We start from the raw sequence: 14733 nt of genomic DNA on the forward strand, positions 1-14733 counted from the left end.
TGCAAGGCGAAAACAGGCGAGGAACGGTCGGAGTCGCGGGCGACTGTACTTTTGTACATGAGCATTCCGAGTCTGTTTTCAACGCAGTAGGGCCGACGCGCAGCAGATCGTATTCAGGTCCTTACTTGTCCGGCATGGGCATAGGGAACGGCATAACATTGCCGCCGCCCTTGGCTTCGCTGATCTTCGGCGTGCCCAGGCGTTCGACTTCGTCGATGCGGATGATTGCGTGCATGGGGATAAAGCTGCGCACCACACCGTCAAACTGCGCCTTGAGCTTTTCCTCGCTGGGGTCGACCACAACCTGGGTGCGTTCGCCGAAGACGAACTCCTCCACTTCCAGAAAGCCCCACAGATCGCTTTGAAAGATCTGCTTGGCGTACATCTCGTACACCTGACCCTGGTTAAGGAAAATCACCTTGTAGATGGGTTCGCGCTTGCTCATGGCTATGCAGTTCGTACCGAGGGTTAATTGAAAGGGCGCGGATCATAGCATAGCCGCCTAGCAGCCAACGCTAGGAACCCTGGCACGAGCTCCCTATAATGCGCGGTTCTTCGAATCACCCTTTTTGAGCGCGCATGACCAAGAAGCTTTATATCGAAACCCACGGTTGCCAGATGAACGAGTACGACAGCTCGCGCATGATCGACCTGCTGGGCGAACATCAAGCCCTGGAAGTCACCGAGAAGGCCGCAGACGCTGACATCATCCTGCTCAACACCTGCTCGATCCGTGAAAAAGCCCAGGACAAGGTGTTCTCGCAACTCGGCCGCTGGCAAAAACTGAAAATTGCCAACCCCGACCTGGTGATCGGCGTCGGTGGCTGTGTGGCCAGCCAGGAAGGCGCGGCAATTCGTGATCGCGCGCCCTATGTCGACGTGGTCTTCGGCCCGCAGACCCTGCACCGCCTGCCGGAAATGATCGACGCCGCGCGCACCACCAAGATCGCCCAGGTCGACATCAGCTTCCCCGAGATCGAGAAATTCGACCGCCTGCCCGAACCACGCGTCGATGGCCCCAGCGCCTATGTGTCGGTGATGGAAGGCTGCAGCAAGTACTGCACCTTCTGCGTGGTGCCTTACACCCGCGGCGAAGAAGTCAGCCGACCCATGTCCGATGTACTCGGCGAGATCATCCACCTGGCCGAACACGGCGTGCGTGAAATCACCCTGCTCGGGCAGAACGTCAACGGCTACCGTGGCGCGACCCAGAATGGGCAGATTGCCGACTTCGCCGAGCTGCTCTACGCCGTGGCCGCCATCGATGGCATCGACCGCATTCGCTACACCACCAGCCATCCGCTGGAATTCTCCGACGCGCTGATCCAGGCCCACGCCGAGATTCCCGAGCTGGTGAAATACCTGCACCTGCCGGTGCAATCGGGCTCCGACCGCATTCTCGCGGCGATGAAGCGCAACCACACCGCACTCGAATACAAGTCGCGCATCCGCAAGCTGCGCGCCGCCGTGCCGGACATTCTGATCAGCTCGGACTTTATCGTCGGTTTCCCCGGTGAAACCGAGAAGGACTTCGAGCAGACCATGAAGCTGGTCGAGGATGTCGGTTTCGACTTCTGCTACTCCTTCGTCTATAGCTCGCGCCCTGGCACCCCGGCGGCTGACCTGCCCGATGACACCCCGCTGGAGCTGAAAAAACAGCGCCTGGCATTGCTGCAACACCGCATCACCCAGCAGGGCTTCGAAAATAGCCGACGCATGGCCGGCACTGTGCAGCGAATCCTGGTCAACGATTACTCGAAGAAGGACCCTGGCATGCTCCAGGGCCGCACCGAGAGCAATCGGGTGGTCAACTTCCGCAGCGATAACCCGCGCCTGATCGGCCAGTTTGTCGACGTGCATATCGACGAAGCCATGCCCAACTCGCTGCGCGGCACGCTGATCAACGAAACCGTCTGCAACTAAAGCCGCAGCGGCCCGAGCTTCCCCCTCGCGGCCGCTAGCGCTATTCTTCGTTTCACTACCCCAGCCGACTGGCGGCCATCACACGACCTTGAACGCACCCATAGAACCACTCCGTTTTATCCTTGAACCCTTTGAGGCTCGCCGCTTCGCTAACCTGTGCGGCCAATTTGATGAGCACCTGCGCCTGATAGAACAGCGCCTGGGCATCGAATTGCGCAACCGTGGCAACCAGTTCGAACTGGTCGGCACCGCTGGCCAGACCCGCGCCGCCGAACAACTGCTGCGCCGCCTCTACCGCGAAACCCAAAGCACCGAACTGTCACCTGACCTGGTGCACCTGTTCCTGCAGGAATCCGGTATCGAGGAGCTGAGCAACCCGACCGTCGAAGCCAGCGTCGCCCTGCGCACCCGCAAGGGCATGATTCGCCCACGCGGTGCCAATCAGCAGCGCTACGTCAAAGCCATCCTCGACCACGACATCAACTTCGGCATCGGCCCGGCCGGCACCGGCAAAACCTATCTAGCAGTAGCAGCTGCCGTAGATGCCCTGGAGCGCGAACAGATCCGCCGCATCCTGCTGGTGCGTCCGGCGGTAGAAGCGGGTGAAAAGCTCGGTTTCCTCCCCGGCGACCTGTCGCAGAAGATCGACCCGTACCTGCGCCCGCTGTACGACGCGCTGTACGAGATGCTCGGCTTCGAACAGGTGGCCAAGCTGATCGAGAAACAGGTGATCGAAGTCGCGCCGCTGGCCTATATGCGCGGCCGCACGCTGAACAACAGCTTTATCATCCTCGACGAAAGCCAGAACACCACCCTGGAACAGATGAAGATGTTCCTCACCCGCATCGGCTTCGGCTCCACTGCGGTGATTACCGGTGACATCACCCAGGTCGACCTGCCGCGCGGCACCAAAAGCGGCCTGACCCACGTCATCGACGTGCTGCGCGATGTGCCGGGCATCAGCTTTACCCACTTCAAGCCCAAGGACGTGGTGCGCCACCCACTGGTGCAGCGCATCGTCGAAGCCTACGAGCGCTACGACAACCGCATGCACGGCAAGCTGGATGACGAGCAGGATGAGCGCAATGCTTGAGCTTGACCTGCAGATCGCCAGCGACGCCGCCAGCCTGCCGAGCGAGGCACAGTTCCGTGCCTGGTGCGAGATCGCCCTGCGCCAGCGCAGCGCCGACTCCGAGCTGACCATTCGCCTGGTCGATGAAGCCGAGGGCCGCGAGCTCAATCACACCTGGCGTCATAAGGATTACGCCACCAACGTACTATCCTTCCCTGCCGATGTACCGGACGAGATGCTGGATATCCCGCTGCTCGGTGATCTGGTGATCTGCGTGCCGGTGGTTGAACGCGAAGCCCAGGAACAAGCTAAAACCAGCGAAGCGCATTGGGCGCACCTGGTGATCCACGGCTGCCTGCACCTGCTCGGCTACGACCACATCGAGGATGAGGAAGCCGAAGAGATGGAAGCGCTGGAACGAGAATTGCTGGCTGAGTTGGGTCATCCCGACCCTTACGCCGACCACGAATAAATACCCCTCTACGCAAACCCAACTGAAATTACAAAAGGTTCCTGAGTAACCACCATGAGCGAAGACCGATCGAGCAACGAGCAGAAGTCCTGGTTTAACAGACTGACCCAGGCTTTTGCTCATGAGCCGAAAAACCGCAAGGAATTGCTGGAAGTGCTGCGCGAAGCGCATCAGAACAAGCTGCTCGACAGCGAAGCACTGGCCATCGTTGAAGGTGCAATTCAGGTCGCCGACCTGCAGGTTCGCGACATTATGGTGCCGCGCTCACAGATGATGAGCATCAAGGCCAACCAGACGCCCAAGGAATTTCTGCCCTCGATCATCGAAGCCGCGCACTCGCGTTATCCCGTGGTGGGCGAGAGCCTCGACGATGTGGTTGGCATCCTCCTGGCCAAAGACCTGCTGCCGCTGATCCTCTCGGGCGAACAGCCCAACTTCAATATCAAGGACCTGCTGCGCCCGGCCACCTTTGTGCCCGAGTCCAAGCGCCTCAACGTGCTGCTGCGCGAGTTCCGCGCCAACCACAACCACATGGCCGTGGTCATCGATGAGTACGGCGGCGTTGCCGGTCTGGTGACCATCGAGGACGTGCTGGAGCAGATCGTCGGCGATATCGAAGACGAGCACGACGTGGAGGAAGACAGCTACGTCAAACCACTGCCTTCCGGCGATTTTCTGGTCAAGGCGCTGACGCCGATTGAAAGCTTCAACGAAGCCTTCGATACCGAATTCTCCGATGACGAGTTCGATACCGTCGGCGGTCTGGTGATGAGCGCCTTCGGCCACCTGCCCAAGCGCAACGAAGTCACCCAGATCGGCGAATTCCGCTTCCGTGTCCTCAATGCCGACAGTCGCCGCATCCATCTGCTGCGCCTGAGCCCGGTTAGTAATTGATCCACAACCGGCCACCTTCAGGGTGGCCGGTTCGCAACACTTCCCCCCGTCTACCCTCCCGCTTTACCCTTGCGCCACCTCAATCCAAGGACCTGCATGCAATGCACTGGATAACCCGACCTGGCTGGCCCGGCAACCTGATCGCGCTGTTGGCTGGCGCCATCACCCCTCTGGCACTGGCGCCTTATGACCTGTGGCCGCTGGCCATCCTCTCCATCGCCCTGTTCTACCTCGGCCTGCGTGACCTCACGCCGCGTCAGGCGGTGCTGCGCGGCTGGAGTTATGGCTTTGGTCTGTTCGCCGCTGGCACCAGTTGGGTGTACGTAAGCATTCACGATTACGGCGCGGCCTCGCCGCCCCTGGCGGTCTTTCTGACCCTGCTGTTTGTCGGTGGCCTCGGTCTGCTGTTCGCCCTCAGCGCCTGGGTCTGGACGCGCTGGCTACGCCGGGTCGAAGCGCCGCTGGCCGACGCCTTGGCCTTCGCCGCGCTGTGGCTGGCGCAGGAAGCCTTCCGCAGCTGGTTTCTCACTGGCTTCCCCTGGCTGTATGCCGGTTACAGCCAGCTGGATGGCCCTCTGGCTGGCCTGGCCCCGGTGGGCGGCGTGTGGCTGCTGTCGTTTGCCTTGGCGCTGAGCGCCGCGCTGCTGGTGAATCTGGCGCAACTGCGCACGCGCAAGGCGTTTCTCGCCATCGGCGTGGTGCTGTTAGTCGCCCCGTGGATCGCCGGTCTCGCACTCAAGAATCACGCATGGACCCAACCGCTGGGCGAGCCGCTAAGTGTTTCGGCCATGCAGGGCAATATCGAACAGAACCGGAAGTGGGACCCCGAGCAGCTCAACGCGCAGCTCGCGCTGTACCGCGACATGACCTTTAGCGCCAAGCCGACCGACCTGATCGTCTGGCCGGAAACCGCCATACCGGTGCTCAAGGACCGCGCCCAGGGTTACCTAGGCATGATCAATCGCTTCGCCAATGAGCGGAATGCCGCGCTGATTACCGGCGTGCCGATTCGCCAAAGCAACGAGCGCGGCGAACAGCGCTACTACAACGGCATCAGCGTGGTCGGCCAGGGCAGCGGTGATTACCTCAAGCAGAAGCTGGTGCCCTTCGGTGAATACGTGCCGCTGCAGGAAGTGCTGCGCGGGCTGATCGCCTTCTTCGACCTGCCGATGTCCGACTTCGCCCGTGGCTCCGCCGAGCAAAGCCTGCTGCAGGCCAAGAGCCATGCGATTGCCGCATTTATTTGCTACGAAGTGGTCTACCCGGAGTTTTCCGCCGGCCTGGCCGCGCAGAGCGACCTGCTGCTGACCATCAGCAACGGCTCCATCGGCCCGCTGCAGCACTTGCAGATGGCGCAGATGCGCGCCCTGGAAGCCGGCCGCTGGATGATTCGCGCGACCAACAACGGCGTCACCGCACTGATCGATCCGCAAGGCCAGATCACCACCCAGCTGCCGCAATTCGAACAGGCGGTGCTCTATGGCCAGGTGCAACCGATGCAGGGGCTCACGCCTTATCTGCAGTGGCGTGGTTGGCCCATGCTGATTATCTGCCTGGGGCTATTTGCCTGGGCGTTGATGGCCAGTCGTATGGCTAAAACGCTTTAACGACGAAAAAATCGGTAGAACTCGCGCAGCTCAGCCTGCGCGTCGCCAATGCTGACCGGGGTGAAGCGCAGCGGATGGTGCGCCGGACATTGCGCCAGGCGGCCCTGATCGAGCGGGTGCAGCCAACCGAGCAGCGGGTATCCGCCCATGCTCTGGTGGTCGGCCTGCAGGATGATCGGCTGACCATCCGGCGGCACCTGAATCGCCCCCCGGCCAACCCCTAATGACCACTGTCGCAAAGGCGGTTGCACAGCCTCACCGAGCAGCCGCGCACCCATCCGGTCGGAGTGCGGGCTGAGCTGCCAAGTCTGGGCGAAAAAGCCCTGCAACTGGTCTTCCTCGAAACTCGCCGCATCGCCGCCGGTAATCACCCGCAGCAAGGGTTTGCAGCGGTAATCCGGCAGATAAGGCCAGGGCACGCTGGCGCCATAAGTGAAATGTGCGGGCCGGCAGGCCAGCAGATCGCCCGCCTGCACCGCCCGCCCCAGCCCTTCGCGCAGCTGCACGCTTACGCTGCCCAGCACCGGAGCCGCAATAAAGCCGCCCGCCACCGCCAGATAGGCGCGCTGGCCACTGCGGGCAAAGCCCAGGCGCAGCAGTTGGCCTTTGCGCAGCGGAAAGCGCGTCCACAAGGGCTGCGGCTGATCATCCAGGCTCAACGGCACCTGCGCGCCGCAAACCGCCACCCAGGTGTCGACCTCGGCCTGCAACTCGACGCCGCCCAGGGCGATTTCCAGCAACGGCGTGCCCCAGGGATTATTCAGCAGATGATTGGCCCAGGCCGCGCCACGCCAATCCAGCGGTCCGGCCGGCGATACGCCCAGGTGCTGCCAACCGCGCCGCCCAGCATCCTGCAACAGGCTTTGCGGCCCTGGCTTGAGCACCCGCAGGCCACTCATAGCTGACCGCCTTCGCGGATAAAGTCGCGCTCATCAATGCTGCGAAAACGCACGCGGTCACCCAACGCCAGCGGGCATGGCGGCGTGCGCGCGGCGTCGAACAACGACCAGGGACAACGACCAATCAGGTGCCAGCCGCCGGGCGAGCTGTGTGGATAGATCGCCGTTTGCCGCTCGGCAATCGCCAGGCTACCGGCCGGCACAGCAATGCGCGGGGTGGCGCGGCGCGGCAAGGCCAGGCGCGCGTCCAGCTCGCCGAGGTAGGCAAAGCCCGGGGCAAAACCAATCGCGCCGACGCGGTACTCGGTCGCCGCATGCAGTTCGATCACCTGGGCGACACTGAGCTGACACAGACGCGCGACCTCGGCGAGGTCTTCACCGTTATACCAAATGGGGATTTCATGCAGCCGCCCGGCCTGCGCGACAAAGGGCTCGGCAAGCCAGCGCTCCAGCAGGGGTTTGAGCCGCTCGGCCAATTCCAAGTGATCGGTGCGCATCAGGTCGTAGTGCAGTAGCAGGCTGGTCCAACCCGGCACCAGATCGATAAGCACTTCACCCAACTCGCCACGGATACGCTCGGCCAACAGGGCGATCCGTTGCGGCAGCTGCGCATCCGGCTGCTCGGCCAGCACCAGCAGCAGGGCTTCGGCACCGGCCGGTTCGAGGCGGATCATAGGGCGTCCAGGCTGGCCCGCAAACGCCGCAGCACGGCCAGCGAATCGGCGTTATCGCCATGCACGCACAGGCTGTCGGCGCGTAGCTGCAGCGGCTTGCCATCGATATCGGCAAACGGCTCGCCTTGGGCAATCGCCAGGGCCTGCTGAAAAATACGCTGCGGATCATGGTGCACCGCACCGCTCAAACGCCGTGGCGCCAACTGCCCGTCGGCCAGATAGGCGCGGTCAGCAAAGGCCTCAAACATCAACGGCACATCCGCAGCATCGGCCAGACGCAGCTCGCGGCTGTTGTCGGCCAGCGCCAGCACCATCAGCGGCAAGCCCTTGCGGTAGCTGGCGCACGCTTCAAGCACCGCGTTGAACAGCGCATCGTCACGCACCAGGTCGTTGTACAACGCGCCATGCGGTTTGACGTAGGCCAGCTGGGTGCCAGCCGCGCGGCAGAAAGCCTCCAGCGCGCCAAGCTGATACAGCACCAGCGCGGTGACCTCCTCTGGCGAGCAGGCGATATGCCGACGGCCGAAACCAAGCAAATCCGGATAGGCCGGGTGCGCGCCAATGCTCACGCCATGCTCTATCGCCAGGGCGACGGTGCGCTGCATGGTCAAAGGGTCGGAGGCATGAAAGCCACACGCCAGGTTGGCCTGATCAATCAGCGGCATGGCATGCACGTCATCGCCCATGCGCCACACGCCGAAGCTTTCACCCATGTCGCAGTTCAGCAGGATTCTTTTCATGCCCATCAGCTTAGTGGCGCATTGCGGCGACGGGAAGCCCGCCCAAGCATGCCCAGCCACGGCCGTGGACGGGTACGAAGAGATCACCACACCACAATAGGAATGTATATTGTTTGTAAATAATCATGCTTAGCATTAAAAATTCACTAGAATCGCCACCCTGAACCCAAACCCACTGACAAGACTTGGCTATGCCTCACTCCTTCTGGCTCGGCACCCTGCGCCAATGGCACTGGATCAGCTCGGCGCTGTGTCTGGCCGGCATGCTGTTGTTTGCCGTGACCGGCATCACCCTGAACCATGCCACGCAGATCGAAGCAAAACCCCGGGTGACCAATCATCAGGCGCAACTGCCCGAGGCGCTGCAGACCGCGCTGCAAGACAAACAGCCCAGCCAGGGCCTGCCGCTGGAGCTGCGTCGGTGGCTGGAGGCCGAGCTGGCGATTCGCCTGGATGGCCGTGACGCCGAATGGTCGGATGGCGAGTTGTATATCGGCTTGCCGCGCCCCGGTGGCGATGCCTGGCTGAGCCTGGATATCGAATCCGGCGCACTGGAGTTCGAGTCGACCGACCGGGGCTGGATCGCCTACCTGAATGACCTGCACAAGGGCCGCAATACCGGCACCGCGTGGGCCTGGTTTATCGACGTATTTGCCGTGCTCTGCGTGGTGTTCAGCCTCAGCGGCCTGCTGTTGCTGCAACGCTATTCCGGCAACCGCCCCAGCACCTGGCCGATGCTCGGCCTGGGCCTGGTGCTCCCTGTTCTGCTGGCTCTGCTGTTTATTCACTAAGGACATCGTTATGCCAAAACGCTTGCTGTTGCCCCTGTGCGCCCTGTTGAGCCCCCCGGTGCTGGCTGCCGACGTGCAGCTGGAGGTGGAAATCCCGCGCCTGCAGGTGGCCGAGTACCACCGTCCCTACGTGGCCATCTGGCTGGAGCAACCGGACCAGAAGCATGTCGCCAACCTGGCGGTGTGGTACGACCAGAAGCTCAAGGACAAGGAAGGCGAAAAGTGGCTCAAAGACCTGCGCCAGTGGTGGCGCCGCAGCGGCCGCAGCCTGGAGATGCCGGTTGACGGCGTCAGCGGTGCAACCCGCGCAGTTGGCACGCAGAGCCTGAGCTTCAGCAGCGCCGATGCGCCTTTCAAGCAATTACCCGCCGGCGAATACCGCGTGGTGGTGGAAGCCGCCCGTGAAGTGGGCGGCCGCGAACTGCTGCGCCTGCCGTTCACCTGGCCACCCAAGCAAGCCGCCAACCAGAGCGTTCAGGGCAGCAGCGAGCTGGGCCAGATCACCCTGCAACTGACGCCTTGAACCTCAGCCCTTGAATCACTGCCATTAAGGAAGACTGCCATGCACCCACTCGTAAAATGGACCGCCCTGACCCTGGCCATCTGCCTGCCGCTGTCCGCCCAGGCCCACCGCGCCTGGATGCTGCCGTCGGCCACCGTCCTGTCCGGTGAAGATCCCTGGGTCACCGTCGACGCCGCCGTGTCCAATGACCTGTTCTACTTCGAGCACTTCCCGCTGCGTATTCAGGGCATCGGCAACCTCGACAACGCCCCCGCTGGCGGCCCACCCGGCATGCGCCCGCGCCCGGCCGCCATGCTGCAACTGTTCGCTCCGGATGGCAGCGCCGCCAAAGCCGAGAACGGCAGCATCGGCCGTTACCGCAGCACCTTCGACCTGCACCTGACCCAGAAAGGCACCTACAAGCTGGCCATTGCCAACAGCGGTCTGTTCGCCAGCTGGAAAGAAGGCCAGGACAACAAGCGCTGGATGGGCAAGGCCGAAGACTTCGCCAAGCAGGTACCTGCAGGCGCCACCGAGCTGAAAGTGGCGCAGAACAACAGCCGCATGGAAGTTTTCGTCACCTCCGGCAACCCGACCACTACGGTGCTGAAAACCACCGGTGTTGGCCTTGAGCTGGCACCGATCACCCACCCCAACGACCTGTTCGCCGGTGAAGCCGCGGAATTCACCCTGCTGCTCGATGGCAAGCCGGCCGCTGGCGTTGAGGTCAGCGTGATCCCCGGTGGCAACCGTTACCGCGACGATCTGGGCGAGATCAAAACCACCAGCGACGCCAACGGCAAGATCAGCATCACCTGGCCGAACGCCGGCATGTACTGGCTGGAAGCCGAGCTGAGCAGCAAGGACGGCGTCACTGCACCCGCCACCGAGCGCCGCGCCTCTTACAGCGCGACCCTGGAAGTGCTGGCACCCTGATGCCAGCCCGAACGCTGTCGCCGCCCGGCGACAGCGCTTCCCACCTCTTAGCTGACGACTCGACTTGATCACCGCCCCGCGACTTCACGCCCTGCGCCACTGGCCCCTGCCGACCTGCCTGCTGCTGACCGGTCTGTTGTTCTGGCTGCAACCAGCGCGCGAACTCAGCGCGGGGCTGATCAGCCTCACCTATCTCGCGCTGTGCCTGCACTACTGCTGGCCGCAGCGCCGTATTCCATCCGGCCAGGCCGGCGAACTGCTGATTGCCTACGCCAGCCAAGGCGGCCAGGCGCAGCAACTGGCCGAGCGCAGCTGCGCGCAACTGCTCGCCAGCGGCACACCGGCACGTTGTATCGCCCTCAACCAACTGGACAGCACACGGCTGGCAACGCTTGAGCGTCTGCTTCTGGTCGTCAGCACCTACGGTGACGGTGAGGCACCCGATAACGCCGCACACTTTGAGCGTGCCCTGCATGCTCAACAACCGCTGCCGCAACTGCACTTCGCCATCCTGGCCCTGGGTGACAGCAGCTACCCGCAGTTCTGCGCCTTCGGCCAACGCCTGCAGCAGCGCCTGCACGCGCTCAAGGCGCAGCCGCTGTTCGACCTGCTGTGCGTCGACAACCTAGATGCCGGTACCCTGCGCCACTGGCAGCAACAGCTTGGTCACCTCTGCGGCAACAGCGATTTTGTCGACTGGCAGCCCGCGCACTATCGCCCCTGGCAACTGACGCAGCGCCACTGCCTCAACCCTGACAGCATTGGCGCCCCGATCTTCCAACTGCGCCTGAGCAGCAGCGAGGACGTCGAGTGGCGCGCCGGCGATATTGTCGAAGTCGGCCCACGGCATGCCCTGCAGCGCATCAATGCCTGCCTGCAGCAACTCGGCCTTGATCCGCAACAGCGCTTAGCGGATGGCCAACTGCTGAGCGATGCCCTGAGCCATCGCCACCTACCGACAAACCGGCCGGATGACGGCGACATCGCGCAGTGGCTTGCCACACTGACGCCCCTGCCACACCGCGAATATTCAATTGCCTCATGCCGCAGCAGTGGCAGCCTCGATCTACTGGTACGCCTGCAGCACCAGGCTGACGGCAGCCCTGGACTGGGCTCCGGCTGGCTGTGCCGGCATGCCGACATTGGCAGCCAGATCGACCTACGTATCCGCCGCAACCCCGGTTTTCATGGCCCGGACTCCGCCATACCGCTGATTCTGCTCGGCAGCGGCAGCGGCCTCGCCGGCCTGCGCGCGCACCTGCAGGAGCGCGCAGCCAATCCACACTCACGCAACTGGCTGCTGTTTGGCGAACGCCACGCCGCCCACGACGCCCTGCTGATCGACGAGCTACGCGCCTGGCAACACAGCGGTCACCTCGCACGCCTCGACCTCACTTATTCCCGCGACGGCAATCCGCAGCGCTATGTGCAGGATGCCCTGCGCGAGGCCGCCAGCACCTTGCACGCCTGGCTGGCCGACGGTGCCGCCATTTACCTGTGCGGTAGCCTCGACGGCATGGGCCGCGATGTCGACGCTTGCTTGCGCCAGTTGCTGGGTGATGAACCGTTGGAACAGCTCAGCCAGAGTGGTCGTTATCGGCGTGATTTGTACTGACAGCAACCTGCTCGACTGGCATAGCCACACGCTCAAACCCAATGCAATCTGGTGAGCATCCCTACCCTGAGTTACAGGGCAATTGCTTACACCGCGACTCATAGCCTTATGCCGATGCCAGCAGCGCAGGTAGCACTGCCCTGTAGAAGCAAGCCTTGGCCACGATGCGTTCGCCAGACCCACCGCCAGCGTTTCAGCCTCCCGCGTAGCCTTTGAATAACCGCATAAAACAAAACCCCGGTCACTGCAGGCAGCGGCCGGGGTTTCGAGTGGGGGCTATGGCTGTCACCTGCCAGCAGACCTGGCGGTAACAGCACATGCAGGCTTAGAAGCTATAAGTAGCCGACAGCACTGCCGAACGGGCATCACCGTATTCGATAGCCGAAGAACGGGTATTGAGGCCAACGTTCTGGCGCACGCTCTGCACATAGTCCTTGTCGAACAGGTTGTTCATATTCAGCTGCAGGTCGAGTTCCTTGTTGACCTTGTAGCCGAGCATGGCGTTGTGCACCCAGTAGGCATCCAGCTTGGCGTTATCGCTGGAGGTCACGTTGCGCTCGCTGGCGTAACGCGCGCCGTAGCCGACGCGCCAGCCGGCAGGCAGCTCGTAGGTGGTCCACAGGTTGAACGAGCGTGGCGGGGTGTTGCCCAGCGCCTGACCTTCACGGGCGATACCGGCAGCAGTGTCTGCGGCCTTGAGGGTTTCGCTGTCGAGGAAGGTGTAGTTGGCGTAGACGTTCCACTGATCGGTGATACGACCGGTCACACCAAACTCAACGCCCTGCACACGCTGTTCACCGGCCAGCTGGGTAGAGCCATCAACCATGGTTTCGCGTGCATTGGTCTTCTCCACGCGGAACACTGCGGCATCGAGCTGCAAGCGGCTGTTGAGCAGCTCCCACTTGGTGCCCAACTCCCAGGTTTCGTTCTCTTCTGGGTCCAGCTCGGCAGCAGCGGCGTTCAGCGCACCGGTGGATGCCAGCGCTTCGGCGGCCGGGTTGAAGGAGGTGCCGTAAGCCAGGTAAATGCGGCCATTCTCAGCCGGCTTGTACACCACCCCAGCGCGGCCGCTGAGTTCCTTGTCGCGCGAATCCAGGCGCGTGACGGTGCCCGCTGGCAGCGCTACGTTCTTCGAATCACCCTTGATCCAGTCATAACGCAGGCCCAGGCTCAGATCCCACTGCTCATTCAGGGCGATGGTGTCGAACACATAGATAGCTTCGTTTTCCAGCTGAGTAGAAGTCTCTGCAGTACGCGTTTTGTTGGTCGGGCCATCGTAATGACCTGGCGGATTGCCCAGATCGTAGTCCTTGCCAGTGAAACTCAAACCATAGTTGTAGGTGTTGCGATCGTAATCTTCACGCGAAACCTCAACGCCAGTAACCAGGGTGTGACCCAGGCCGAATGTGTCGAAATACGCAGTCAGGTTGGTCTGGTTGATCCACATTTCACTGGTCACATCACGGCCATAACCCTGAGGGCCTGCCGGGCGATAGCGACCTGCCGGGGCGACGGCCAGGTTGACGTGGGACGCAGAAATGACCGTGTCACGCTTGACCTGGCTGTAACGGCTGAGGTTCTGCAGGCGCAGGCTGTCACTGAAGTCGTGTTCGAATTTGACGGTGAAGGCATCCGTCTGGATCTCTTCCTTGTCGATGTTCTTCCAGCCGAAATAAGCATCGCGATCAACACCCGCCAGGCGCTTGCCATCGAAGGCGGGCACGCCGTAGTCCGGCATATTGTCGTCATTCTGGTGCAGATAGCTGAGGGTCAAACGCGTCGAGTCACTCAGACCCAGCAGCAGCGACGGCGCAATACCCCAGCGCTGACGGTCGATCTCATCGCGCCCCGGCACATCGTTCTCGTGCGCCATCAGGTTAAGGCGCACTGCACTGCCGGTGCCCACGCCTTCCAGGGTCTGGTTGGAGTCCAGGGTCAGGCGGTGGTAGTTGTCAGTGCCCAGGCTGGCGCCGATCTCGGTGAAATCACGCTGGAGTGGCTGTTTGCTGACCTGGTTGATGCTGCCGCCCGTGGTGCCGGAGCCACCGAATACCGAGTTAGGTCCTTTGATGACTTCGACAGCTTCGATATTGAAGGTGTCGGTACGGTTGTTCTGCGAGCTGTCACGCAGGCCGTCGATCTGCATATTGGCGTTGGCGCTGAAACCACGGATGTTGATGCTGTCGCCCGAGCCGCCACCGCCTTCGCCGGCGTTGAAGGTGATGCCGGATACGTTGGCCAGCACTTCTTTCATGCTCAGGGCTTTCTGCTCTTTGAGCAGCGCCTGCGGCACCACGGTGATGGTTTGCGGGGTATCGAGCAGTGGCACAGCGTACTTGGCCGAGGACGAGGTCTCGGTCTTGTAGTCTTCAGCCTGCTGGCCCTTGACCGTTACGCTGCCCAGCTCAACCGGCGTCCTTGCCTTTTGCGGCGCTTGTTCAGCGGCCACACCAGCGCCCGCCCAGGACGCGATTACCAGACCAATGGCCGAAGCCAGAAGACGACGCTGCGGCAGGTTGCCGGCTTTTTTGCCCATACCCATGAGAACCACCCCCAGATCAAAACGAGGCGTGATTCTATTTGATAATCAATATCAATCAATAGCGGT

General features: G+C 62.3%; 14 protein-coding genes. 9 read left to right on the forward strand and 5 right to left on the reverse strand.

Features of this window, described 5'->3' with window-relative positions:
- Positions 1-121: 121 nt before the first annotated feature.
- The gene (locus RHP75_RS17300) at positions 122-445 is read right to left on the reverse strand and encodes a DUF1820 family protein (protein WP_090249225.1); all 324 of its coding nucleotides are present in this window, start codon (positions 443-445) and stop codon (positions 122-124) included.
- Between the two features lie 134 nt (positions 446-579).
- Between RHP75_RS17300 and miaB the strand changes: the two genes are divergently transcribed.
- The 5 genes from miaB to lnt all read left to right on the forward strand — a co-directional run bounded on the left by miaB (position 580) and on the right by lnt (position 5968).
- Positions 580-1923, forward strand: coding sequence for a tRNA (N6-isopentenyl adenosine(37)-C2)-methylthiotransferase MiaB (gene miaB / locus RHP75_RS17305; protein ID WP_311089278.1), 1344 nt, complete (start codon positions 580-582; stop codon positions 1921-1923).
- Between the two features lie 88 nt (positions 1924-2011).
- Positions 2012-3016, forward strand: a complete 1005-nt coding sequence (locus RHP75_RS17310) for a PhoH family protein (RefSeq protein ID WP_233683709.1) — start codon at positions 2012-2014, stop codon at positions 3014-3016.
- Positions 3009-3467: an rRNA maturation RNase YbeY gene (gene ybeY, locus RHP75_RS17315; protein ID WP_311089279.1), complete on the forward strand. Its 459-nt coding sequence runs from the start codon at positions 3009-3011 to the stop codon at positions 3465-3467. The genes RHP75_RS17310 and ybeY overlap by 8 nt, the downstream gene beginning before the upstream one ends.
- 54 nt (positions 3468-3521) lie before the next feature.
- Positions 3522-4361 (forward strand): HlyC/CorC family transporter, encoded by an 840-nt coding sequence (locus tag RHP75_RS17320; RefSeq protein ID WP_090249233.1) that lies wholly within the window; start codon positions 3522-3524, stop codon positions 4359-4361.
- Between the two features lie 101 nt (positions 4362-4462).
- The gene (lnt, locus tag RHP75_RS17325; RefSeq protein ID WP_311089280.1) at positions 4463-5968 is read left to right on the forward strand and encodes an apolipoprotein N-acyltransferase; all 1506 of its coding nucleotides are present in this window, start codon (positions 4463-4465) and stop codon (positions 5966-5968) included.
- Here the strand turns inward: lnt and RHP75_RS17330 are convergent.
- Genes RHP75_RS17330 through RHP75_RS17340 form a run of 3 tightly spaced genes read right to left on the reverse strand, consistent with a single transcriptional unit; the run spans position 5965 to position 8281 of the window.
- Entirely contained in the window at positions 5965-6867 is a 903-nt protein-coding gene (locus RHP75_RS17330; protein WP_311089281.1) for a biotin-dependent carboxyltransferase family protein, read from the reverse strand. The genes lnt and RHP75_RS17330 overlap by 4 nt on opposite strands.
- Complete coding sequence (pxpB, locus tag RHP75_RS17335; protein WP_311089282.1) at positions 6864-7541, reverse strand: 5-oxoprolinase subunit PxpB; 678 nt, start codon at positions 7539-7541, stop codon at positions 6864-6866. The genes RHP75_RS17330 and pxpB overlap by 4 nt, the downstream gene beginning before the upstream one ends.
- On the reverse strand, positions 7538-8281 hold the full coding sequence (locus tag RHP75_RS17340) for a 5-oxoprolinase subunit PxpA (RefSeq protein WP_311089283.1): 744 nt from the start codon (positions 8279-8281) through the stop codon (positions 7538-7540). Before RHP75_RS17340 ends, pxpB begins: the two co-directional genes overlap by 4 nt.
- Before the next feature lie 191 nt (positions 8282-8472).
- On the opposite strand from RHP75_RS17340, the gene RHP75_RS17345 reads away from it, so the two are divergent.
- From RHP75_RS17345 to RHP75_RS17360, 4 genes are all read left to right on the forward strand, one after another.
- Complete coding sequence (locus tag RHP75_RS17345) at positions 8473-9072, forward strand: PepSY-associated TM helix domain-containing protein (protein WP_311089284.1); 600 nt, start codon at positions 8473-8475, stop codon at positions 9070-9072.
- Positions 9073-9082: 10 nt separating this feature from the next.
- Entirely contained in the window at positions 9083-9595 is a 513-nt protein-coding gene (locus RHP75_RS17350; protein WP_311089285.1) for a DUF2271 domain-containing protein, read from the forward strand.
- Positions 9596-9634: 39 nt separating this feature from the next.
- Positions 9635-10510 (forward strand): DUF4198 domain-containing protein, encoded by an 876-nt coding sequence (locus RHP75_RS17355; protein WP_311089286.1) that lies wholly within the window; start codon positions 9635-9637, stop codon positions 10508-10510.
- Positions 10511-10574: 64 nt separating this feature from the next.
- Complete coding sequence (locus RHP75_RS17360; RefSeq protein ID WP_311089287.1) at positions 10575-12125, forward strand: sulfite reductase subunit alpha; 1551 nt, start codon at positions 10575-10577, stop codon at positions 12123-12125.
- Positions 12126-12450: 325 nt separating this feature from the next.
- Here the strand turns inward: RHP75_RS17360 and RHP75_RS17365 are convergent, their stop codons facing one another.
- Complete coding sequence (locus RHP75_RS17365; RefSeq protein ID WP_311091979.1) at positions 12451-14661, reverse strand: TonB-dependent siderophore receptor; 2211 nt, start codon at positions 14659-14661, stop codon at positions 12451-12453.
- Between the last annotated feature and the right edge of the window lie 72 nt (positions 14662-14733).

The organism is Pseudomonas sp. SG20056 (assembly GCF_031764535.1).
GTDB lineage: Bacteria > Pseudomonadota > Gammaproteobacteria > Pseudomonadales > Pseudomonadaceae > Aquipseudomonas.

Coding starts and splice junctions, on each gene's coding strand:
- RHP75_RS17355 (WP_311089286.1), top strand. CDS start 9,635: ATGCACCCACTCGTAAAATGGACCGCCCTGACCCTGGCCATCTGCCTG.
- RHP75_RS17365 (WP_311091979.1), bottom strand. CDS start 14,661: ATGGGCAAAAAAGCCGGCAACCTGCCGCAGCGTCGTCTTCTGGCTTCG.
- RHP75_RS17320 (WP_090249233.1), top strand. CDS start 3,522: ATGAGCGAAGACCGATCGAGCAACGAGCAGAAGTCCTGGTTTAACAGA.
- RHP75_RS17340 (WP_311089283.1), bottom strand. CDS start 8,281: ATGAAAAGAATCCTGCTGAACTGCGACATGGGTGAAAGCTTCGGCGTG.
- ybeY (WP_311089279.1), top strand. CDS start 3,009: ATGCTTGAGCTTGACCTGCAGATCGCCAGCGACGCCGCCAGCCTGCCG.
- RHP75_RS17345 (WP_311089284.1), top strand. CDS start 8,473: ATGCCTCACTCCTTCTGGCTCGGCACCCTGCGCCAATGGCACTGGATC.
- RHP75_RS17350 (WP_311089285.1), top strand. CDS start 9,083: ATGCCAAAACGCTTGCTGTTGCCCCTGTGCGCCCTGTTGAGCCCCCCG.
- RHP75_RS17330 (WP_311089281.1), bottom strand. CDS start 6,867: ATGAGTGGCCTGCGGGTGCTCAAGCCAGGGCCGCAAAGCCTGTTGCAG.
- RHP75_RS17300 (WP_090249225.1), bottom strand. CDS start 445: ATGAGCAAGCGCGAACCCATCTACAAGGTGATTTTCCTTAACCAGGGT.
- miaB (WP_311089278.1), top strand. CDS start 580: ATGACCAAGAAGCTTTATATCGAAACCCACGGTTGCCAGATGAACGAG.
- pxpB (WP_311089282.1), bottom strand. CDS start 7,541: ATGATCCGCCTCGAACCGGCCGGTGCCGAAGCCCTGCTGCTGGTGCTG.
- lnt (WP_311089280.1), top strand. CDS start 4,463: ATGCACTGGATAACCCGACCTGGCTGGCCCGGCAACCTGATCGCGCTG.